General features: G+C 67.4%; 18 protein-coding genes. 9 read left to right on the top strand and 9 right to left on the bottom strand.

Annotated features, from left to right (window positions below; all coding sequences use genetic code 11):
• Positions 1-3: 3 nt before the first annotated feature.
• The 3 genes from ACMUOY_RS03920 to ACMUOY_RS03910 all read right to left on the bottom strand — a co-directional run bounded on the left by ACMUOY_RS03920 (position 4) and on the right by ACMUOY_RS03910 (position 3,437).
• A complete protein-coding gene (locus ACMUOY_RS03920; RefSeq protein WP_413891303.1) occupies positions 4-1,407 on the bottom strand; it encodes a CmpA/NrtA family ABC transporter substrate-binding protein in 1,404 nt (467 codons plus the stop codon).
• 138 nt (positions 1,408-1,545) lie between these two features.
• The gene (locus ACMUOY_RS03915; RefSeq protein WP_413891301.1) at positions 1,546-2,229 is read right to left on the bottom strand and encodes a response regulator transcription factor; all 684 of its coding nucleotides are present in this window, start codon (positions 2,227-2,229) and stop codon (positions 1,546-1,548) included.
• Positions 2,226-3,437 (bottom strand): PAS domain-containing sensor histidine kinase, encoded by a 1,212-nt coding sequence (locus tag ACMUOY_RS03910; RefSeq protein WP_413891299.1) that lies wholly within the window; start codon positions 3,435-3,437, stop codon positions 2,226-2,228. Before ACMUOY_RS03910 ends, ACMUOY_RS03915 begins: the two co-directional genes overlap by 4 nt.
• Before the next feature lie 208 nt (positions 3,438-3,645).
• On the opposite strand from ACMUOY_RS03910, the gene ACMUOY_RS03905 reads away from it, so the two are divergent.
• Positions 3,646-4,050 (top strand): MAPEG family protein, encoded by a 405-nt coding sequence (locus ACMUOY_RS03905; protein WP_413891297.1) that lies wholly within the window; start codon positions 3,646-3,648, stop codon positions 4,048-4,050.
• Positions 4,051-4,076: 26 nt separating this feature from the next.
• Here ACMUOY_RS03905 and ACMUOY_RS03900 read toward each other — a convergent pair whose 3' ends face one another.
• The 5 genes from ACMUOY_RS03900 to ACMUOY_RS03880 all read right to left on the bottom strand — a co-directional run bounded on the left by ACMUOY_RS03900 (position 4,077) and on the right by ACMUOY_RS03880 (position 10,029).
• Positions 4,077-5,108 (bottom strand): MBL fold metallo-hydrolase, encoded by a 1,032-nt coding sequence (locus tag ACMUOY_RS03900; RefSeq protein WP_413891295.1) that lies wholly within the window; start codon positions 5,106-5,108, stop codon positions 4,077-4,079.
• Positions 5,105-6,196 (bottom strand): RNA methyltransferase, encoded by a 1,092-nt coding sequence (locus ACMUOY_RS03895; RefSeq protein ID WP_413891293.1) that lies wholly within the window; start codon positions 6,194-6,196, stop codon positions 5,105-5,107. Before ACMUOY_RS03895 ends, ACMUOY_RS03900 begins: the two co-directional genes overlap by 4 nt.
• The gene (locus tag ACMUOY_RS03890) at positions 6,196-7,185 is read right to left on the bottom strand and encodes a Bug family tripartite tricarboxylate transporter substrate binding protein (RefSeq protein ID WP_413891291.1); all 990 of its coding nucleotides are present in this window, start codon (positions 7,183-7,185) and stop codon (positions 6,196-6,198) included. Before ACMUOY_RS03890 ends, ACMUOY_RS03895 begins: the two co-directional genes overlap by 1 nt.
• Before the next feature lie 114 nt (positions 7,186-7,299).
• Positions 7,300-9,177 carry a 7TM diverse intracellular signaling domain-containing protein gene (locus tag ACMUOY_RS03885; protein WP_413891289.1) on the bottom strand — a complete coding sequence of 626 codons (1,878 nt, stop codon included), beginning with the start codon at positions 9,175-9,177 and terminating at the stop codon, positions 7,300-7,302.
• 18 nt (positions 9,178-9,195) lie between these two features.
• The gene (locus ACMUOY_RS03880; RefSeq protein WP_413891287.1) at positions 9,196-10,029 is read right to left on the bottom strand and encodes a creatininase family protein; all 834 of its coding nucleotides are present in this window, start codon (positions 10,027-10,029) and stop codon (positions 9,196-9,198) included.
• A 92-nt stretch (positions 10,030-10,121) separates the two neighbouring features.
• Here ACMUOY_RS03880 and ACMUOY_RS03875 point away from each other — a divergent pair, with 92 nt between their 5' ends.
• From ACMUOY_RS03875 to hemE, 7 genes are all read left to right on the top strand, one after another.
• Complete coding sequence (locus ACMUOY_RS03875) at positions 10,122-10,889, top strand: alanyl-tRNA editing protein (RefSeq protein WP_413891285.1); 768 nt, start codon at positions 10,122-10,124, stop codon at positions 10,887-10,889.
• Between the two features lie 46 nt (positions 10,890-10,935).
• The gene (locus tag ACMUOY_RS03870) at positions 10,936-11,289 is read left to right on the top strand and encodes a DUF167 domain-containing protein (protein WP_413891283.1); all 354 of its coding nucleotides are present in this window, start codon (positions 10,936-10,938) and stop codon (positions 11,287-11,289) included.
• Positions 11,290-11,421: 132 nt separating this feature from the next.
• Complete coding sequence (locus ACMUOY_RS03865) at positions 11,422-13,614, top strand: protein-disulfide reductase DsbD family protein (protein WP_413891281.1); 2,193 nt, start codon at positions 11,422-11,424, stop codon at positions 13,612-13,614.
• 45 nt (positions 13,615-13,659) lie between these two features.
• Positions 13,660-14,274 carry a thioredoxin family protein gene (locus ACMUOY_RS03860; RefSeq protein ID WP_413891279.1) on the top strand — a complete coding sequence of 205 codons (615 nt, stop codon included), beginning with the start codon at positions 13,660-13,662 and terminating at the stop codon, positions 14,272-14,274.
• Between the two features lie 75 nt (positions 14,275-14,349).
• The gene (locus tag ACMUOY_RS03855) at positions 14,350-14,865 is read left to right on the top strand and encodes a CoA-binding protein (protein WP_413891277.1); all 516 of its coding nucleotides are present in this window, start codon (positions 14,350-14,352) and stop codon (positions 14,863-14,865) included.
• A gap of 10 nt (positions 14,866-14,875) precedes the next feature.
• Positions 14,876-16,204: an O-acetylhomoserine aminocarboxypropyltransferase/cysteine synthase family protein gene (locus ACMUOY_RS03850; protein ID WP_413891275.1), complete on the top strand. Its 1,329-nt coding sequence runs from the start codon at positions 14,876-14,878 to the stop codon at positions 16,202-16,204.
• A 29-nt stretch (positions 16,205-16,233) separates the two neighbouring features.
• A complete protein-coding gene (gene hemE / locus ACMUOY_RS03845; protein WP_413891273.1) occupies positions 16,234-17,349 on the top strand; it encodes a uroporphyrinogen decarboxylase in 1,116 nt (371 codons plus the stop codon).
• Positions 17,350-17,424: 75 nt separating this feature from the next.
• On the opposite strand, the gene ACMUOY_RS03840 is transcribed toward hemE, so the two are convergent.
• On the bottom strand, positions 17,425-17,658 hold the full coding sequence (locus tag ACMUOY_RS03840; protein ID WP_413891271.1) for a hypothetical protein: 234 nt from the start codon (positions 17,656-17,658) through the stop codon (positions 17,425-17,427).
• Positions 17,659-17,768: 110 nt separating this feature from the next.
• Here ACMUOY_RS03840 and priA point away from each other — a divergent pair, with 110 nt between their 5' ends.
• A complete protein-coding gene (gene priA / locus ACMUOY_RS03835; protein ID WP_413891269.1) occupies positions 17,769-19,916 on the top strand; it encodes a primosomal protein N' in 2,148 nt (715 codons plus the stop codon).

The raw sequence follows: 19,916 nt of genomic DNA, 5'->3' as shown, positions 1-19,916 counted from the left end.
GGTTCAGCCCGCTTTGGCGATGGCGAAGCTCTTGGCGTAGGCGTCGGCCTTGGCCGCATCGAACTCCTTGCCCATGATGGTGAACTTGGGGAACGCGCCATCGGGCACTTTCTGGTCCAGTGCCTTCATCTGCTTTTTGGCATCGGTGATCAGGAAGACCTTTTCGGCAATCTGCTTGTAGTTGATGTCGCCCTTGACGTAGCCCCAGCGTTTCATCTGGGTCAGCATCCACACCGCCATGGACTGCCAGGGCATGGGATCGAAGTCCACGCGGTCCGGGACGTTCCTGATGTTGCCCAGCCCATCGGGGAACCGGCCGGTCAGAACTTGCGTGAGAACGGCCTCGGGCTGGTTCAGGTAGGCCTGCGGTGCAATCACCTTGGCAATCAACTCGCGATTCTTCGGGTCGCGCGCCATCGCGGCCGCCGTCAGAACCGCACGGTACAGGGCGGCGAAGGTATTGGGGTTCTTCTGGATGAACTCGGTGCTGGTGCCAAAGGCGCAGCACGGGTGGCCGTTCCATAGATCCTTGGTCAGGACGTGGATGAAGCCCACCTCCTCGTAGACGGCGCGCTGGTTGAAGGGATCCGGACCCAGGAAACCGTCGATGTTGCCGGCGCGCAGGTTGGCCACCATCTCGGCCGGCGGCACGACGCGCAGCTGCACGTCGGTGTCGGGGTTCAGTCCCGCCTCGGCCAGGTAGTAGCGCAACAGGAAGTTGTGCATGCTGTACTCGAACGGAATCGCGAACTTGAAGCCCTTCCAGTTCTTCGGGTCGCGGTTGTCCTTGTGTTTCAGGGCCAGCGTGATGGCCTGGCCGTTGATGTTCTGGATCGTGGCCACGTTCATGGGCGTCGCGTTCGAGCCCAGGCCCATCGAGATGGCCAGAGGCATGGGGCTCAGGAAATGCGTGGCGTCGTATTCCTTGTTCATCATCTTGTCGCGGATCAGTGCCCAGCCGGCGGTCTTGGTCACCTCGACGTTCAGGCCCTGTTGCTTGTAGAAGCCCAGCGGGTGCGCCATGATCAACGGCGTGGCGCAGGTGATCGGAATGAAGCCGATCTTGAGATTGGTCTTCTCAAGCGCGCCTTTCTCCTGCGCCATGGCCTGCAGGCTGGCCACGGGCAGCACACTGGCAATGGCTGCCATGGCCGTGCCCTTGCCCACCGCGCGCAGGAAGTTGCGGCGCACGTCGTCATGGGGGAATATGGCCTTGACCAGCGTGGCCTCGATAAATTCGTTGCTGTAGACCTCGAACTCGCTGGTGAGGCTGCGCCGGCGCAGTTCAACGGCAGCGGCATCGGCGGCCACTTCGGCGTGATGATCGGCCAGCGTATGGTCACGCCCGCAACTGCACTTGAGCATCAGGGGACGGTCAGCGTCGTAAGGGGAGAAAAACTCGGACATGGCGCACCTCTGCAAAGTTGATGCATCGACTACGCAAGTGGCGGGCCAGCTTTGCGCCACGAAGCCATCGGCCTGGCATTTCATGGCCGCTCGAACGACAGGCTGTAGGGCCAGCCCTACAAACGCCCGTCGACAGGACTACAGCCCGGCCGCAGGCCCCTGCCGTTCGGCCAGCAGGGCCAGCTCCACATCGTTGCGCGCGCCGGTCTTTTCGAGAATGCGCATGCGGTAGGTGCTGACCGTGTTGGGCGCCAGCCGGAGCTGCGCACCAATTTCGCTCACCGTGCGCCCGCTGATCAGCAAACGGAACACCTGGTGCTCGCGATGCGACAGGGATTCAATGCCGGCCGGGGCACCCGAACGCACCAGCCCGGTGCGCCCCACCGCACCGGCCAGCGCCTCGGCGGTCGCGTCCGTCAGATAGCGCCCGCCACCGGCCACTTTGCGCACCGCGGCCACCATGTCGTCGGGATCGGCGCTCTTGTGCAGATAGCCCGCCGCACCAAGCTGGATGCAGCGCACCGCGTACTGCTTTTCCGGGTAGGTGCTCAGCATCAGCACAGGCAGGCCGGGATATTCGCGCCGAATGACCTGCAGAACGTCGAGCCCGTCGCGCTCGGGCATCGCGATATCCAGAAGCACCACGTCGAGCCCGGTCCTGTCGCCCTGCGGGGCCGCGCCCATCAGCGCCTGCACCTGGGCCAGCGCTTCGGTACCCGTGCGGGCCTCGCCACACACCATGATGTCCGCATCGTCGGCGAGCACCTGCCTGAGCCCCTCGCGCACGATGCGGTGATCGTCACACAGCAGCACCCGGATCATTGGAAACGCTCCGCCCGCATCAGGGGCCAGAAGAGGCTGCACAACGTGCCACGCCCGCTGTGGCTGAGGATCTCCATGGTCCCCCCGAAATGCAGGGCCCGCTCGCGCATGCCCATCACGCCGTAGGCATCGGCGGCCTCGAAGGCCTGCGCTGGCGCGCCGCGGCCGTCGTCCTGCACCGAGAGTGCCAGCAGCCCCTCCTCGACGGCGATGCGGATCACGACGCGGCTGGCCTGGGCATGCCGCACGACGTTGCTCAGCATTTCCTGGAAGACGCGGAACACCGCCATGGCTTCGGCCTCGGGCAGGGTCAGGCCCGACGGCACATCCATGTGCCAGTCGAGCGCCAGTTCGGCGGCCGGCAGCAGATCGTGTGCCTGCCACTCCAGCGCTGCCCAAAGGCCCTGGTGATCGAGGATGCTGGGACGCAAGTCGGTGATGATGCGCCCCACGTTGTCCACCGCCGTCTCGATCAGGCGGCTCATGTTCTGGCATTTGCCGCGCATGCGCCGGCGCATGTCCTGTGCCGCTTCGAACGTTCGCGCTTCCTGTTCACCCAGGCGCTTGTCCAGCCAGTTCACGTCCATCTTCAGCGCCACCAGAAGACTGCCCAGCTCGTCGTGCACCTCGCGCGCGATGCGCGTGCGCTCGTCCTCGCGCACCTTCTCCGCGCGGGCGGCCAGTTCGCGCAACTGGCCCAGCGCGGCGGACAGTTCGCGGGTGCGCTCGCTCACGCGCAGTTCCAGTTCATCCTTCGCCTTCTGCAGCGCCTCTGCGGCAGCCCGGCGCCCGGTGATGTCCACAAAAGTCACGACCGCACCGCGCACCTGTGCTCCGTCCAGGATCGGGTAGCTGGAATACTCCACGGGAAAGGCCGATCCATCACGGCGCCAGAACACCTCGGCGTCGATGCGGCAAGGGCGCGCTTCGCGAAAGGCGTTGAAGATCGGGCAATCGTCCACCGGATAGTGCCGTCCGTCCGGGTGCGAGTGATGGGTCAGTTCATGCATGTTGCGACGCAACACATCAGCAGGATCCCAACCCAACATGCCTGCGCCGGCGCGATTGATGAAGGTGCAATTGCCGTCCATGTCGATGCCAAAGATCCCTTCGCCGGTGGATTCCAGCAGAAGGCTCAAGGGGTCCGGCCACAATCCGGTGCTTGCCGCGCTGGCGCCATCAGGCGGGAGTTGGGGGTCGTAGGGCATGCACCAGCCCTCAAGCAATGGGTATGCCAGCACACCTGCAAGCGACCGGAACCCGCGCGGCGTGTCTGCGCGACACCCATCCATTCCTGAAAAAATGGCCTCCTCCCACCGTCGAATGATCATTCATTGCTATAAATGGGTGACTCTTCAGCGCTCCGGAGCTGTCCCTGCCAGGCCCTGAATCCCATTTTTTGAAAGCCGTAACACCATGACCCCGATCCAGGTCCTTCTCGGTTTCGCCGCATGGACCCTGCTCCTGATCGCCGGCGTTTTCCTGTACCGGGGCATGCGGTTCCTTACCGGCACCCCCATCAACCACTGGCCCCGCGGCAACAAGCCCGCCGATGACGCGCCCTTCGTCAAGCGGCTCGAAGACGCCCACGCCAACTGCCTGGAAAACCTGCCGGTCTTTGCTGTGATCGTGCTGGTGGCGGCCGCCCTCGGCCGGCTGGCCGACATCCAGGCATTGGCGCCCTGGGTGCTGTATGCACGCATCGGGCAGTCGCTCGCGCACCTGTCCGGAACCGGGCCCGTGAACGTGTTCGTCCGCGCGAGTTTCTGGAGCGTCCAGCTCGCGCTGTTCGGCTGGATGCTGGTGAAGCTGCTGGCCTGAAGCCGGCGCAGGTCAAGTCGCCCTGCTCAACCCGACGCCAAAGGTATCGCGCGGGTTTCCCCATGACGCAGCAGCCAGACCGCATCCGGCCGCAACCCGCGTTCGCGCAATGCAACAGCCAGATCGCGAGGCGGCTGGTCGAACGCTTCCTGCGTGAGCCGGAACGTGCCCCAGTGCACACCCATCGCCTGTTTCGCCTCCAGGTCCAGCAGGATCTGCACCGCATCCGCGGGGTTGGCGTGCATGGCTTTCATGAAGTCACGCGGCAGATACGCACCGATCGGCACCGCCAGGAAATCCACCGGTCCCAGGCGTTCGCGGATGCGCTTGAAGTCCCCCGAATAACCGGTGTCGCCCGGGAACAGGAAGCGCCAGGGTTGGGCGCCCCTGCGATGCCATTCCAGCATGAAGCCACCCCACAAGGTGGCATTGGTGTCGAACGGGGTGCGCCGGCTCCAGTGCTGGGAGGGTGTGAAATGGATGCGCAGGTGCGCGCCGGCCACACGGGTGGGCACATCGACGCTGTCCCACCAGTCCAGCTCGGTCACTGGCCCGATGCCGCGCGCATCGAACCAGGCCTTCAGGCCGAGCGGCACGAGAATGCAGGGCTGCTGGCCTGCCGCGATCAGGCCCGCGATCGTCGCATCGCACAGGTGGTCGTAGTGGTTGTGGGAGACCAGCACGATGTCGATCGGCGGCAATTCGCGCGGCATCAGCGGCGCCGGCACCATGCGCGGCGCGCCGAAGCGGCCGTACGGCCCGGCGAAGCCGGCCAAGGTCGGATCGGTCAGGATGTTCAGACCGGCCACCTGCAACAGAACCGTGACATGACCGAGCCAGGTGACGACCGGCTCAATCCGGCGCACCGCAAGCCGCGCACGATCCACCGGCATGCTCCAGTCCCGCGCAAAGCCGGCGTAGCCGCCCGCGGGCTTCGCCAGCGGCGTGAAATCGCCGCGCAGCCCGCGCCAGACCATCTCGTACCAGGGGAAGTTACCGATCACGATAGCGGGGTTGCTGTTGCGAAAGCCGCCACTGCGGTGATGGCTGGGCTTCATGCCTGCACGACAGAATGCTGTGCACTTGACCGCTTGGCCACCCAGCGGATGGGCGCCGGCGACAGGCTACGCGCGCGCAGTTGCCCGCAACCACCCTCGACATCCTGCGCCGCCGACTGGCGCAGCTTGGTCAGCACACCACGCCGGTGCAGGGCCCGCGCCATCTCGGCCGCACGCTCCCAGGACGGGCGCTCGAACGGCAGGCCTTCGACCGCGTTGTAGGGGATCAGGTTCAGGATCGCGTAACGGCCCGCCAGCAGGCGCGCCAGACCTTCGATCTCGTCGTCGCCGTCATTGACACCGCGCATCAGCGTCCACTGGTATTGAATGGGATAGCCGGTGGCGCGGGCATAGCGTTCACCCTGTTCGATGAGATCGGCCGGATCGATGCGCGGCGCGCGTGGCAGCAACCTGGCCCGCAACGCCGCATCCGTGCTGTGCAGCGACAGCGCCAGCGCCGGCTTGACCCGCCCCAGCGGCAGTCGCTCGAACACGCGCGCGTCGCCCACCGTGGAGAAGACCAGGTTCTTGTGCCCGATGTTGCCCACCGTGCCCAGCAGATCGATGGCTTCCAGCACCGCGTCCAGGTTGTGAGCCGGCTCGCCCATGCCCATGAACACGACTTTGTTCACGGCGCGCCGCGCGCGCGCCAGCGCCACCTGCGCCACGATTTCGGCACTGCCCAGTTGGCGCAGCAAGCCGCCCTGGCCGGTCATGCAGAACACGCAGCCGACTGCGCAGCCCACCTGGGTGGACACGCACAGTCCGGCGATGCGGCCCGGCGGCAGCAGCACGCTCTCCACCGTCTGCCCATCGGCCAGCTCGACCAACAGCCGGGCCGAGCCGTCCTGCGCCGGGTGTTCCGATCGCAGGCGCGCCAGGCCGGCCAGGCCCTCAGCCACCGCCGGCAACGCGGTGCGCAACGCGGCGGGCAGAAAGTCCTCCAGCCGCCGACGTCCACTGTCCTGGGGCAGGGCCTGGGCCCACAGGCGAAGCACCCGCTGCTCATGGCCGGGTCCGGCACCCAGCGCACGCAACTGGCGGCGGATATCCGCCAGGTCCTGCAAGGCCAGCGGGCCCGAATCCATCACTGCGGCTGGAAACCGCTGTGCTTGATGATGCGCGCCCAGACCTGGGCATAGGCCTGCTCGCGGGCTGCGAGTTGCTGCGGCGTCATGTAGCCGACCGTCAGACCCATCGCGGTGAGCTTCTCGCGCACCTCGGGCATGGCGATCGCCTTGGCCACGGCGGCCGAGAACTGGTCGACCGTCGCCTTGGGCGTGCCGGCCGGCGCGAAGATGCCGTAGTAGGGCACGTCCTCGAAACCGGCCAGGCCCAGTTCGGCAAAGGTCGGCACATCGGGCATCGCGGCCTGGCGCTTGTCGCCCAGCACGCCGACGACCCGCACCTTGCCGGCCTTGTGGTTCTCGATGAAGTCCGGCACCGAGGCCACGCCGGCCGCGATCTGGTTGCCCAGCATGTCGGCCATCATCGGTGCGCTGCCACGGTAGGGCGCCGCCACCAGATCCAGCTTGTATTTCTCGCCGATCACCTTGACCAGGAACTCGGGCGTGGAAGCGGGCGCCGGCACGCCCACAGAGCCCTTGCCGTTGCCCTGGGTACGCACCCAGTTGACGTACTCGTTGAACGATTTGGCCGGCGTGCCGCCGGAGACCGCAAACGCATTGACGAACGTGGCGAAACCGGCCACCGGCATGAAGTCGGTCGCCGGCGCAAAGCCGGGATTCTTCGTGACCATCGGCAGGATGGTGATGGTGTGGTCATGCGACAGGAAATAGGTCGTGCCGTCGGCCGGCGCGGCCTTCAGCGCCTGCGCCGCGATCTGGCCGCCTGCGCCGGGCTTGTTTTCGACGATGACCGGCACGCCCAGCTCATCCTTGAGCCGCTCCGCCAGGATGCGCGCGATTGCGTCGGTGCCGCCACCCGGCGGGAAGCCCACCATCAGCTTGACCGGCTTGGCGGTCTGGGCGCTGGCCACGCCGAGCGCGCCGAAAGCGGCCAGGGCAATAATGGTGCGGGACAGGCGGGACAAGAGTCCGCGGCGCGAGTAGGTCATGGGCGACTCCGGTGAACAAAGGACAGACAAGCCCAAATTATCGTTCCTGCGCCCGGCTCCGCCGCCACGGCCGACCGCACACCGGGCGCCAGGCGCCAGGCGCCCTCCCGATCATCAGACGATCGCGCCCGGGCCGGCGGAGTCGGGGCCGCTTGAGCGGCCCTGCGAACGGCCCCTGGAACCGGACTGGCTGCTGACCGTTCCCGCCGGCGCACCCCCGTCTGTCGGGTTGTTCCGTGGTGGCCCCCGGCTGTCGTCAGGATCCAGGAAGCGGATCGGACGGCGCGTGCGCGGCGACATGCTGGCCAGCAGCCGGTCCAGGTCGCGCAGGAGCAGAGCGGGCGTCATGACCCGCTCGCTGAGCAGCACGCAGGCCAGGTGAAACTGCAGCGGAATATCCAGCGCCGCGCCGCGCGCCGGTGTCAGCCCGGCTGTCAGCAGGCGCACCATGCGCTCCTGCAACTCGGCGCGCGAGCGCACGCCTTCCAGCACCAGGCCGAAGCGGCCGGGCGCAATGCGCCCGGCCGGATCGGAATCGCGCACCACGCGGTGCAGCTTGATGACCGCGCGAAGCAGGCATTGCTCGGCCATTTCATCCCCATAGGCCTGTCGGATGGCCTGCAGGTTGACCACTTCCACCACCACGACGGCCGCGGCCTCCCGGCGCATGATGGCGCCCGACACCGCACCCTTGAGTTGCTCCTCGAACGCCATGGCGGACAGCAGACCGGTCAGCGCGTCCTGCTGGGTGAGCTTGTTCACGCGGGTGCGCACGCCATGGCGGTCCCGCGAACGCGCATGGAGCGCCCCCAGCAGAAGCGGCACGGCCAGCGCCGAGGCCGCCGCACTGGCGTCGAACGTGAGCCAGCTCGCGGTGATCCACCCATACAGGCGCACCACCACCACCACGATCGTCAGGGCCAGAGGCGCGTAGGCCAGCAGCACCCAGCCACCCACGGGATCGCCGCGGCGCCACGCCAGACCGGCCAGAACGAACGTCAGAACCAGGCTGGCCAGCAGACTGAAGGAAACCATGGCATTGCTGGCCCAGCCTTCGACCCAGGGATAGGCAGCGCTCATCAACAGAACCAGAACGCCTGTCCCTAACGCCAGCCGGTCGACCTTCGGGTAGCGCGCGGCCAGGCTGCACAGGTGCCGCAGGAACAGGATGTTGATCCCGGACAGCGCAATGGGCAGCACACCTTGCGCACGGTCGGCCCAGAACGGCGACTGATTCCAAAACAACTGGCCGGCCACCCCGGTGACCGCGGCCATCGTGAGGGTCATCGCGGCCGCGTAGAGACCGTACCAGGCGTACACCGGATCCCGATGAATGCCCGCCTGGATCAGGCACCACGCGGTCAGCAGCAGCAGCGTGCCCAGAATCATGCCCAGGGGAAGGTAGTCGATCTTGCGTCCCTGCTCCAGCGCAGACGCCGGCGCGATGCGCAGCTCGAATCCGATCGGGTCGCGGTGGCGCACCTGCAGAAAGACCTCGCGCGTGACGCCGGGCGGCAGGTTCAGGTCAAAGCTGGCATAGCGCCCGGGCCGGCTCCAGGAGGCGACGGCCAGCGTGTCGCCCGCGCGCTGCGCTGACCATTTGCCATCCGGCCCTTTTTCGTAAAGCGTCACGAAATCCAGCAGGGGGACCGGCAGGTCAAGCCCCCATTCAGGCCTGTCGCCAGGATCGGCCTGCAGCCGCAGGCGCAACCACAAGGTCTTGCCCGGACCCAGGTCATGCACCGCATCGGGCAACACCGGCTTGAAGCGCTGGGCTGCGGCGGCGCTGACCTGATCGATCGTGGCCTGGGTGCCGTTCTCGATCCAGCCGTCAAGCGACTGTCGCGCGGTCTGGGCGCTGTGGGCCGCGCCGACCAGGATCAGGCCCAGCACGAAGGCCAGGAAAGCCGAACCCAGGATCTTGCTCCAAGCCCGCCACGCCGACGCGCACCGGATCCACGGTGATCGTCCGGACAAGGTCGCGCGCATCATGGGTTGCTCGGCGCGATGTCAGGCTGCGCCACCCGCATCGGCAAGGGTGGACAGGGACAACTGCGACACCTCCAGCAGCAGCCGGGCCAGTTGCAGGCCCGCTGCCTCAATCACGCAGCGTCCCTTTTCCGGCGTGGCTGCCGCCGCATCGCCCACGGCGCCGGCAGGGTGGTAGTCCTGCATCTGCCAGCCCAGCTTCGCGCTGCGTCCGTTGCCCAGCAGCGGCCAGGCGGCCGCGCGGTCCTGGGACGTGGACCGGAAATTGCGCGCGTGCTGCATGCGCACCTGTTCGGGCCGCAGCGCCAGCATCATCGAGGTTTCGATGTCGCCCGCATGGATGCCGAACCGGTGCTCGTCGGCGCTGAACAGCGCTGCGACATCACGCCCTTGCGCATCGAGCATCGGCAGGTTGAACCAGTTCACGCTGTACACCAGCAGGCCGCGGCGCGCGCGCAGGTCCCGCGCCACCGGGTCCATCAGGCCGACCTGCCCGCCATGGGCATTGAACAGCACCAGCTTCTTCAGGCCGCTGTCGGCCACCGAGTCGCCGATGTCGGTCCACAGGCGCAGCACCGTCTCGGCCTTCAGCGTCAGCGTGCCGGCAAAGCGCGCGTGCTCCGGGCTGAAGCCGACAGCCTGCGTGGGCAGGAACAGCACCGGGAGATCCGCCGGCAGGTGAGGCAACGCGGCCGCCACGATGCCATCGGCCAGATCGGCATCGACGGACAAGGGCAGGTGCGGCCCATGCTGCTCGGTCGCTGCGACCGGCAGCACGGCCACGGTGCGCGTGGCATCGAGCCCGGCAAAGTCGGTGGTGGCCAGGTCAGACCAGAAGCGAGGCAGCAAGCTCATCGGCCGCATCTTAATGCGAATGGTTGCATCGTGGCGCCCGGAAAAGGCACTGCCCAGTTCGAGCACCCGCACCGCCGAACTATCATCCGTCCATGACCCAGGACCTCTTCCGCACCGATGCCTATCTGGCCGAATGCACCGCCACCGTCACGGCCATCACCGACCAGGGCGTCGTGCTGGACCGCACCGTGTTCTACCCGCTGGGCGGCGGGCAGGCAGGCGACGCGGGCACCCTGATGCTCGCCGACGGCCGTGCGCTGCCCATCAGCGACACCCGCAAGGGAAAAGACGCTGAAGGACAGTTTACGAACGATATCTGCCATGTCCCAGCACAAGATGGTCATTCTTCGCTATCGATTCAGGACTTCTGTCAACAGCAAGGACTGCAGGTCGGCGACACGGCGACCGCCCGCATCGACTGGGCGCGGCGCCACCGGCTGATGCGCTTTCACACCACCACCCACCTGCTGTGCCATGTGGTGCCGCAGCTGGTCAACGGCTGCTCCATCACGCCCGACTACGCGCGCCTGGACTTCAACATGACCGATCCACTGGACAAGGATGCGCTGACCGCCGCCATCGCCGCGCTGGTGACCGCAGCGCACCCGGTGGCGGTGGGCAGCATCACCGATGCCGAGCTCGACGCCAATCCGGCACTGGTGAAAAGCATGAGCGTGCAGCCGCCGCGCGGCAGCGGCACCATCCGGACGATCCGCATCGGCGCGACCGAGCTGATCGACTTCCAGCCCTGCGGCGGAACGCATGTGGCCAATACCGCGGAAATCGGCGCGGTGGTGGTGACCAAGATCGAAAAGAAATCGGCCACCACGCGCCGTGTGGTGCTCGGATTCGCCACCTGATGCGTCGCGCGCCGGAGCAAGGCGCGCCCGGACATCCGCCCCCTTCATGCAGCACCGCAACATCACCGGCGATTCGTTCTTTTGCTGGGAGGGCGATGTGCTGATCGTCAACATCCTGGGCAAGCCCAGCGCCAGGAGTGACGCCATTGGCGAACCCCTGGGCAACCAGCTGCGTGTCAGCGTGAAGGCCAAGCCCGAGAACGGCCGGGCCACCGACTACATGGTCAAGTTCCTGGCGCCGCTGTTCGGCGTGCGCGTGACCGACATCGAGGTGGTGTTCGGCCAGGAAAACGTGAACAAGCAGCTGCGCATCAAGGCGCCCCAAAGATTGCCCGCCGTGTTCGGGGCCGCACCGCCGCCCGCAACGACAGGCCCGGCCGCACCCCGCCGCGCCCGCTGAGCACCCCTGCAGCGGCCGTCCCGGCAAGCGGCGACAATGGCAGCTGTCGCGCCCGACCGGGCTGCGGCGGGTGCTGCCGGGGAACCAAATCCGACCCGACGCACTCCCACGGCCTCAGCCCCAGCATCAACCATGATTCGATTCCGTCTGCCGCGCATTCTCTTTCCTGCTTTGATTCTGATAGCAGGATGGGTCCATTCGACGCTGGGATGGGCTCAAAATTCTTCCAAAACCGTCGTCACGACGCCTCAGGTGCGCGCCGAGCTGCTGGCGTTCGCACCGCAGGGCGTTCCTGTGGGACTCGGCGAAGCGGCAGCGGCCAAGCAACCGGTCTGGGTCGGGCTGCAACTCGCGCACAAGGCCGAGTGGCACACCTACTGGAAGAATTCCGGCGACTCCGGCCTGCCGACCACGCTCGAATGGACGCTGCCGCCGGGCGTGATCGCCGGCGACATTGCCTGGCCGATCCCGAAGAAGATCCCGATTGGCAGCCTGGCCAACTACGGCTACGAGGGCACGGTGCTGCTGCCGGTGCCGCTGACGATCACACCCGACTTCAAACCGCCTCTGACGGGCCACACGCTGGACGTCAAGCTCAAGGCGTCCTGGCTGGTGTGCCGCAAGGAGTGCATCCCGGAAGAAGGCGAATTCGCCCTCCAGATCCCCCTCAAGGGCTCCACGGCGCTCAACGGGGCGGCGTTTGAGGCCGCTTTCAAGGCCCAGCCCCGGCCAGCGCTGACCACCCAGGGCATCCTGCCCGACAGCGTGGTCCGGATCGACGGCAACCTGCTGCGCTTCAGCGTGCAGGGCCTGCCGGTGGAGTTGCGCGGCAAGACACTGGATGTCTTCCCGGAAACGCCCGAAGTGATCGAGACCGCCGCCACGCCCAAACAGGCCTGGAATGGCGCCGAATGGACCGCGAGCATCCCGCTGGCGCCACAGCGGCTGAACAGTCCTTCCTTGATGCCGGTCGTGTTTGCGTCGGGCGGCCAAGGCTGGCGCGCCGAGCTCAAGGTGCTGGGCGAATGGCCCAAGGTCGCCGCCGGCCCAGGCGTATCGAGCGCACCCGACACCGCGCTCAAGGCCAACGCCGCCGCAACCGCCGCGGCGCCTGCGGGCGGCTCCACGTCGCTGGTGCTGGCGCTGCTGGGTGCTCTGCTCGGCGGCCTGATCCTGAACCTGATGCCCTGCGTGTTCCCGGTGCTGGCCATCAAGGTGGTCGGCTTCGCCCGCCACGCCGATGACCGGCGCGCCCACCGCCTCAGCGGCGTGGCCTACACCGCCGGCGTGGTTCTGTCCTTCACCGCGCTGGGCGCGCTGCTGCTGGCCTTGCGCGCCGCCGGCGAAAGCCTGGGCTGGGGCTTCCAGCTGCAGAGCCCCGGCGTGGTGGCGGCGCTGGCGGCGCTGTTCACCCTGATCGGCCTGAACCTGGCCGGTCTGTTCGAGTTCGGCTCGTTCCTGCCCTCCAGCGTGGCCAGCCTGCAGGCGCGCCATCCGGTGCTCGACGCCTTCCTGACCGGCGTGCTGGCGGTGGCCGTGGCCTCGCCCTGCACCGCGCCCTTCATGGGCGCCTCGCTCGGGCTGGCCGTCAGCCTGCCGGCTGTCCAGGCGCTGGCCGTTTTTGCCATCACGGGTCTCGGGCTGGCGCTGCCCTACCTGGCCGCCAGCCTGGTGCCGGCGGTGGCGCGCGCGCTGCCCCGCCCCGGCGCCTGGATGCAGACCTTCCGCCGCCTGATGGCCTTCCCGATGTTTGCCACCGTGGTCTGGCTGGTCTGGGTGCTGGGCCAGCAGACCGGGATCGACGGCGCCGGCGCCCTGCTGACGCTGCTGGTCAGCGGCGCGTTCGTGGTGTGGGCGCTCACGCTGAACGGCCGCGCCCGCCTGGTCTTCGCTACGTTATCCATAGCAGGCTTCACCCTGTTGACGCTGGGGATTGGCCAAAATATCGTGAAATTTGCCGATTCCACGCCAGTATCAGGCTCCGCCGAGCGCTGGCAGCCCTGGGCGACGGGCAAGGTGGACAGCCTGCTGGCGGCCGGCCAACCGGTGTTCGTCGATTTCACCGCGGCCTGGTGCGTGACCTGCCAGTACAACAAGAAGACCACGCTCGCCAACGCCGCCGTGCTGGCCGACTTCGACGCGAAAAAGGTGCACCTGCTGCGCGCCGACTGGACCCGCCGCGACCCCGCCATCACCGCCGCGCTGAGCGCCCTGGGGCGCAATGGGGTGCCGGTGTATGTGCTCTACCAGAAAGGTCGTGCCCCGGTGGTGCTGTCGGAGATCCTGGGCGTGGACGAGGTGCGCTCGGCATTGGCCGCGCTCTGACATGGGGTTCGGTTGTTCCGTCTCTCAAATGGAGGTGAAAGCATCATGCAACGTCGTTCATTCCTGAGCGCTGCCGCCGCGGCAACCATCCTCATGCAGGGCCATGCCATGGCCGCACCCGCGGTGGTGGGCCAGAGCGCGCCCGGCTTCACCCTCACGGACACCGCCGGCAAACCGGTGCGCCTGGCCGATTTCAAGGGCAAGACCGTGGTGCTGGAATGGAACAACCCCGGCTGCCCCTTCGTGCGCAAGCACTACCAGGGCAACATGCAGGCGCTGCAAAAGGAAGCTGCCGCACAGGGCGTGGTCTGGCTGGCGATCAACTCCACCGAGACCGCCAGCGGTGACTACCTGAGCCCCGCGCAGCTGGCGCGCTGGATGCAGGACAAGCAGGCCGCCCCCACCGCCACGCTGATGGACGAGGACGGCGTCGTGGGCAAGGCCTACGGCGCCCGCGTCACGCCGCACATGTACATCGTCAACGCCCAGGGCGTGCTGGTGTATGCCGGCGGCATCGACAGCATCCCGTCGTCCCGCGTGGACGATATCCCCAAGGCCAACCCGTACATCCGCCAGGCGCTGGGCGAAATCAAGGCCGGCAAACCGCTGTCGGTGTCCACCAGCCAGGCCTACGGCTGCAGCGTGAAGTACAAGTCCTGATCGGGGCGCGCGGGCCCTGATGCGATGGCAGCGCCGTCGCGTTCTGTCAGCGCGGCGAGTGCGTACACTGCGCCCATGAGCCGCACCCCCGACACCATCAGCACCCTGCGCGACGTCCTGGGCCACTGCCGCACGATCGCGGTGGTGGGCCTGTCCCCACAGTGGCACCGCCCCAGCTACTTCGCCGCCAAGTACATGCAGTCGCACGGCTACCGCATCATCCCGGTCAACCCGCTGGTGGCCCGCGAGGACGGCAGCATCCTGGGCGAGCGCTGCTTTGCCAGCGTGGTTGAGGCGGCGCAGGCGATCGCGCAGCAGGGTGGGCGCATCGACCTCGTGGACTGCTTTCGCAAGAGCGACGACATCCCGCCGCTGGCCGAGGAAGCCATCGCCATCGGCGCGCGCTGCCTGTGGCTGCAGCTCGGCGTGGTGAATGAGGAAGCCGCCGAGCGCGCCGAGGATGCCGGCCTGCAAGTCATCCAGAACCGCTGCGTGAAAATCGAACACGCGCGCCTGTTTGGCGGCTTGGGCTGGGCGGGCGTGAACACCCGCGTGATCTCGGCCAAGCGGCCGCAGCAGCTGCCGTATTGAGGGCCGCACCATGAGCCAACCTCCAAAAAGCGGTGACCGTGACTACGCATTCGCCACCCGCGCCATCCACGCCGGCGCCATCCCCGACCCGGTGACCGGCGCGCGCGCCACACCCATCCACCAGACGACCAGCTTCGTGTTCGACAGCGCCGAACACGCGGCCAGCCTGTTCAACCTGCAGACCTTCGGCAACGTCTACAGCCGCATCAGCAACCCGACGGTGGCGGTGTTCGAGGAGCGCGTGGCCAGCCTGGAGAACGCACGCGCGGCGCTGGCCTGCGCCAGCGGCATGGCGGCGCAGATGACGGCGCTGCTGGCCATCCTGAAAGCGGGCGACCACATCGTCGCGGCCAGCACCTTGTATGGCGGCACGGTGGGGCAGCTCGGCATCGGCTTCTCGCGACTCGGCATCGAAACCACCTTTGTCGATCCGTCCGACCCCGAAAACTTCGCGCGCGCGATCCGGCCCAACACCCGCGCGGTGTATGGCGAGACCATTGGCAACCCGCTGGTCAACGTGCTGGACATCGCGGCCGTGGCCGAGGTGGCGCACGCGCACGGCGTGCCGCTGGTCATCGACAACACCGTGGCCAGCCCGTATCTCTGCAACCCCTGCGACTGGGGTGCCGACATCGTGGTGCACAGCGCCACCAAGTACCTCGGCGGCCACGGCACCACCATGGGCGGCGTGGTCGTCGAAGGCGGCAAGTTCCCCTGGGACAACGGCAAGTTCCCCGAGATGGTGGAGCCCAGCCGCGCCTACCACGGCGTGAAGTTTTACGAGACTTTTGGCGACTTTGGCTACACCATGAAGGCGCGTCTGGAGGTCAACCGCACCTTTGGCGCGGTGCTGTCGCCCATGAGTGCCTGGCAACTGCTGCAGGGCACCGAGACACTGCACCTGCGCATGCGCGAGCACTGCCGCAACGCGCTCAAGGTCGCCCAGTTCCTGCAACAGCACCCGAAAGTGCGCTGGGTCAATTACCCCGGCCTGCCCGATTCGCCGTACTACGAGCTGGCAAAGAAGCAGTTCCGCACCGTCGATGGCCAGCCCGGTGCATCGGGCATCCTGACCTTCGGCATCGAGGGCGGCGCCGCGGCCGGCGAGCGCTTCATCGACGCCTGCGAGTTCCTTAGTCACCTGGCCAACATCGGCGATGCCAAGACGCTGGTGATCCACCCTGCGTCCACCACGCACCGCCAGCTCAACGACGAGGAACTGCGAAAGGCCGGCGTCAGCGCCGACATGGTGCGCCTGTCTGTGGGTATCGAGGACGTGGACGACATCCTCTGGGACATTGACCAGGCCCTGGAGCGCGCCACCCGCGGCGCAGCCTGACCCCTACCGGGGCCTGCGACAATCGGGGCATGACTTCCACGTTCGCCCCCCTGAAAAACGACACGTTCCTGCGCGCCTGCCTGCGCCAGGCCACCGACTACACCCCGCTGTGGCTGATGCGCCAGGCCGGCCGTTACCTGCCCGAATACTGCGCCACGCGCGCCAAGGCCGGCAGCTTCATGGGGCTGGCCACGAATGTGGACTACGCCACCGAAGTGACGCTGCAGCCGCTGGAGCGCTATCCGCTGGACGCGGCCATCCTGTTTTCCGACATCCTGACCGTGCCCGACGCCATGGGCCTGGGCCTGTCGTTCGCGCAGGGTGAAGGCCCGCGCTTTGCCTCGCCGGTGCGCGACGAGGCCGCCGTGGCCGCGCTGCAGGTGCCGGACATGGACAAGCTGCGCTACGTGACCAACGCCGTCACCTCGATCCGCAAGGCCCTCGATGGCCGCGTGCCGCTGATCGGCTTCTCGGGCAGCCCCTGGACGCTGGCTTGCTACATGGTCGAGGGCAAGGGCAGCGACGACTATCGCCTGGTGAAGACCATGCTGTACAGCCGCCCGGACCTGATGCACCGCATGCTGCAGGTCAACGCCGATGCCGTGGCGGTGTACCTGAACGCGCAGATCGATGCCGGCGCGCAGGCCGTGATGATATTCGACAGCTGGGGCGGCGTGCTGGCCGACGGCGCGTTCCAGGCCTTCAGCCTGGCCTACACGGCCCGGGTGCTGGCGCAGCTGAAACGCACCGGTGTGGACGGCCAGATCGTGCCGCGCATCGTCTTCACCAAGGGCGGCGGCCTGTGGCTGCAGGACATGAAGGCGCTGGACTGCGAGGTGCTGGGCCTGGACTGGACCATGAACCTGGGCGCGGCGCGCCAGATCGTGGGCGGTGACGTGGGCGGCCCGGGCAAGGCGCTGCAAGGCAACATCGACCCCAACGTGCTGTTTGCGCCGCCCGAGGCCATCCGCGCGGAAGTGGCGCGCGTGCTCGACAGTTTCGGCCTGCCCCACACCGACCGCGGCACCAGCGGCCCGACGCAGATCTTCAACCTGGGCCACGGCATCAGCCAATACACGCCACCCGAGAACGTGGCCGTGCTGGTGGAAGCGGTGCATGCCCACTCGCGCGCGCAGCGCGCCTGAAGATTCGGTCCGCCGGCTCGGGCGCGGGTCCGGACCGGGCCCGACGCGCGCTTCTAGGGCGCAAAATCGATGCCGTCAAGCCTTTTCGGCAGGTTTCCCAGAAAAATAATTCGCTACCCAAGGGGACTTATGCACAAAATTTGTGGTGCGGTGCCGCAATGTATTGTTGAAGCGCCCAGTCACGCTATAAAACCCATAGTGATCGCAAGTCATTGATTCATATAGGTTTAAAAGTTTGCTTTTTTCATGGGCAATCCAGCCAAAGCCTTGATTTTCAAGGCTTCCGGGGCCGCCGGGACAGGTTTTCAACAAAGTTATCCACAGAAACGTTGGATTGCCCTTCAATCCCTTCTAAATCAACGACTTGAGGCCGCTTTGCAAAGAAGACTTCAAGAAAGCCCGGTAAACGCCGCCTTCGCATGAACCACTGGATCTCGGTCGCCGTCCAGACACCAGCGCACAGTTCGGTGGCCGGACCGCTGACCTACCGAAGTGAGTTGCCACTACCGCCGGGAACGCTGGTGCGTGCGCCCCTGGGGTCGCGCGAGGTGCTGGGCATCGTCTGGTCACCGGCCGACGGACCGCCGGATGGGCGGGCCGCGGAGGCCACCCGGACGATCGCGGGCGCGCTGGAGGGCATCGAACCCCTGTCCGCGCCCTGGCTGGAACTGGTGGCCTTTGCGGCCGGGTACTACCAGCGCGCCTTGGGCGAACTGGCGCTGGCCGCACTGCCGCCGCAGCTTCGCGAGCTCAGCAGCACCCAGCTGGCCCGCCGCCTGAAGGCCGGCGCCGGCAAACCGCGCGACGTCGGCGCCGGCAATGCCGCCGGGAAAAGTCCTGATTTCATAGCACTCAGCGACCAGCAGGCGCTGGCATTGGCCGAATTTGATTCAAAACCAGGCCCGTTTCTGCTGTTTGGCGCCACCGGCAGCGGGAAAACCGAGGTCTATCTGCACGCCGTGGCCGCGCTGCTGGAGCGCGACCCAGGCGCGCAGGCATTGGTGATGGTGCCCGAGATCAACCTCACGCCGCAGCTGGAGGCGCGTTTCAACGCGCGCTTCGCGCCGCGCTACGGCGACCGCGCCGTGGTCTCGCTGCACAGCGGCATGACCCACCCGCAGCGTCTGAAGAGCTGGCTGGCCGCGCACAGCGGCGCCGCGCGCATCGTGCTGGGCACGCGCATGGCGGTGTTTGCCTCGATGCCGGCGCTCAGGCTGATCGTGGTCGACGAAGAGCACGACCCCAGCTACAAGCAGCAGGAAGGTGCACGTTATTCGGCGCGCGACCTGGCCGTCTTTCGGGGTCGGCTCGACGGCGCCAAGGTGCTGCTGGGCTCGGCCACGCCTTCGCTGGAAAGCTGGCACCACAGTCGCCCTGCCAGCGTGGACGATCCCGGCGGCCGTTACACCCGGCTGGTGATGCCGGGGCGCATCGGCGATGCCGGTTTCCCGAAGGTGCGGCGGGTGGACATGAACCATCAGCCCATGAGGACCGTGTTCTCGGCGCCGCTGCTCGATGCCATTCGTGCCCGGGTGGCGCGCGGCGAGCAGTCCATGGTATTCCTGAACCGGCGCGGCTACGCCCCCGTGTTGCATTGCGCCGACTGCGGCTGGAAAAGCGAGTGTCCGCACTGCAGCGCATTCCGCGTGTTCCACAAGATCGACCGCACCCTGCGCTGCCACCACTGCGGTTTCACCGAACGGGTGCCACGGGCCTGCCCGGCCTGCGGCAACATCGACATCGCCCCGCTGGGCCGCGGCACCGAGCGGCTGGAGGAGCACCTGGCGGAGCTGCTGGAAGGCGTCACCCGGCCGGACGGCACGCCGATTCGCATCGTGCGCATCGACGCTGACACGACCAAGCTCAAGGGCGCGCTCGAATCCCAGCTGGCGCAGGTGCATTCAGGCGAGGTGGACGTGCTGGTCGGCACGCAGATGATCGCCAAGGGCCACGACTTTCGCCGCATCACGCTGGTGGCCGCAGTAAACCCGGACGGCGCGCTGTTCTCCAGCGATTTCCGCGCACCGGAGCGGTTGTTCAGCCTGCTGATGCAGTCGGCCGGACGCGCCGGGCGCGATGCCGCCCTGGTCGCTGCCAGCGATTCGGCCAGCGAGATGTGGATCCAGACCTTCCACCCGGCGCACACGCTGTTCGAGGCGCTCAAGAAACACGACTACCCGGCGTTCGCCGCGCGTGAACTTCAGGAGCGCCAGGCGGCGGCCATGCCGCCCTTCAGCTTCCAGGCGCTGGTGCGGGCGGAGGCGCGAACGCAGGAGGTAGCGCAAGGCTTCCTGAACGCGGCGAGCACTGGCGCCCAGGACACGCTGGCCGCCCGGGAAGGCTTCGAGGAGGTGATGGCGCGCATCACCCTGTATGGCGCGGTGCCCATGACGGTGCAGCGCGTGGCCAACGTGGAGCGCGCGCAGATGCTGGTGGAAAGCGGCTCGCGCGCCGCGCTGCAGCGCTTTCTGGCCGCCTGGCAGGAGGTCCTGCGCCAGACGCGGACCGACCCGGCGCACAAAGGCCTGATCCGCTGGGCCATCGACGTGGACCCGCTGACGATCTGA

This window comes from Candidatus Skiveiella danica, from assembly GCF_022705245.1.
GTDB classification, from domain to species: domain Bacteria; phylum Pseudomonadota; class Gammaproteobacteria; order Burkholderiales; family Burkholderiaceae_C; genus Skiveiella; species Skiveiella danica.
This window is presented reverse-complemented; position numbering and strand designations above follow the sequence as displayed.

What these genes read in the sequence shown, in the direction of transcription:
- ACMUOY_RS03850 (WP_413891275.1), top strand. Translation starts at nt 14,876, where the DNA reads ATGAGCCAACCTCCAAAAAGCGGTGACCGTGACTACGCATTCGCCACC.
- ACMUOY_RS03860 (WP_413891279.1), top strand. Translation starts at nt 13,660, where the DNA reads ATGCAACGTCGTTCATTCCTGAGCGCTGCCGCCGCGGCAACCATCCTC.
- ACMUOY_RS03875 (WP_413891285.1), top strand. Translation starts at nt 10,122, where the DNA reads ATGACCCAGGACCTCTTCCGCACCGATGCCTATCTGGCCGAATGCACC.
- ACMUOY_RS03855 (WP_413891277.1), top strand. Translation starts at nt 14,350, where the DNA reads ATGAGCCGCACCCCCGACACCATCAGCACCCTGCGCGACGTCCTGGGC.
- hemE (WP_413891273.1), top strand. Translation starts at nt 16,234, where the DNA reads ATGACTTCCACGTTCGCCCCCCTGAAAAACGACACGTTCCTGCGCGCC.
- ACMUOY_RS03910 (WP_413891299.1), bottom strand. Translation starts at nt 3,437, where the DNA reads ATGCCCTACGACCCCCAACTCCCGCCTGATGGCGCCAGCGCGGCAAGC.
- ACMUOY_RS03900 (WP_413891295.1), bottom strand. Translation starts at nt 5,108, where the DNA reads ATGAAGCCCAGCCATCACCGCAGTGGCGGCTTTCGCAACAGCAACCCC.
- ACMUOY_RS03880 (WP_413891287.1), bottom strand. Translation starts at nt 10,029, where the DNA reads ATGAGCTTGCTGCCTCGCTTCTGGTCTGACCTGGCCACCACCGACTTT.
- ACMUOY_RS03895 (WP_413891293.1), bottom strand. Translation starts at nt 6,196, where the DNA reads ATGGATTCGGGCCCGCTGGCCTTGCAGGACCTGGCGGATATCCGCCGC.
- ACMUOY_RS03865 (WP_413891281.1), top strand. Translation starts at nt 11,422, where the DNA reads ATGATTCGATTCCGTCTGCCGCGCATTCTCTTTCCTGCTTTGATTCTG.
- priA (WP_413891269.1), top strand. Translation starts at nt 17,769, where the DNA reads ATGAACCACTGGATCTCGGTCGCCGTCCAGACACCAGCGCACAGTTCG.
- ACMUOY_RS03920 (WP_413891303.1), bottom strand. Translation starts at nt 1,407, where the DNA reads ATGTCCGAGTTTTTCTCCCCTTACGACGCTGACCGTCCCCTGATGCTC.
- ACMUOY_RS03885 (WP_413891289.1), bottom strand. Translation starts at nt 9,177, where the DNA reads ATGATGCGCGCGACCTTGTCCGGACGATCACCGTGGATCCGGTGCGCG.
- ACMUOY_RS03870 (WP_413891283.1), top strand. Translation starts at nt 10,936, where the DNA reads ATGCAGCACCGCAACATCACCGGCGATTCGTTCTTTTGCTGGGAGGGC.
- ACMUOY_RS03915 (WP_413891301.1), bottom strand. Translation starts at nt 2,229, where the DNA reads ATGATCCGGGTGCTGCTGTGTGACGATCACCGCATCGTGCGCGAGGGG.
- ACMUOY_RS03905 (WP_413891297.1), top strand. Translation starts at nt 3,646, where the DNA reads ATGACCCCGATCCAGGTCCTTCTCGGTTTCGCCGCATGGACCCTGCTC.
- ACMUOY_RS03890 (WP_413891291.1), bottom strand. Translation starts at nt 7,185, where the DNA reads ATGACCTACTCGCGCCGCGGACTCTTGTCCCGCCTGTCCCGCACCATT.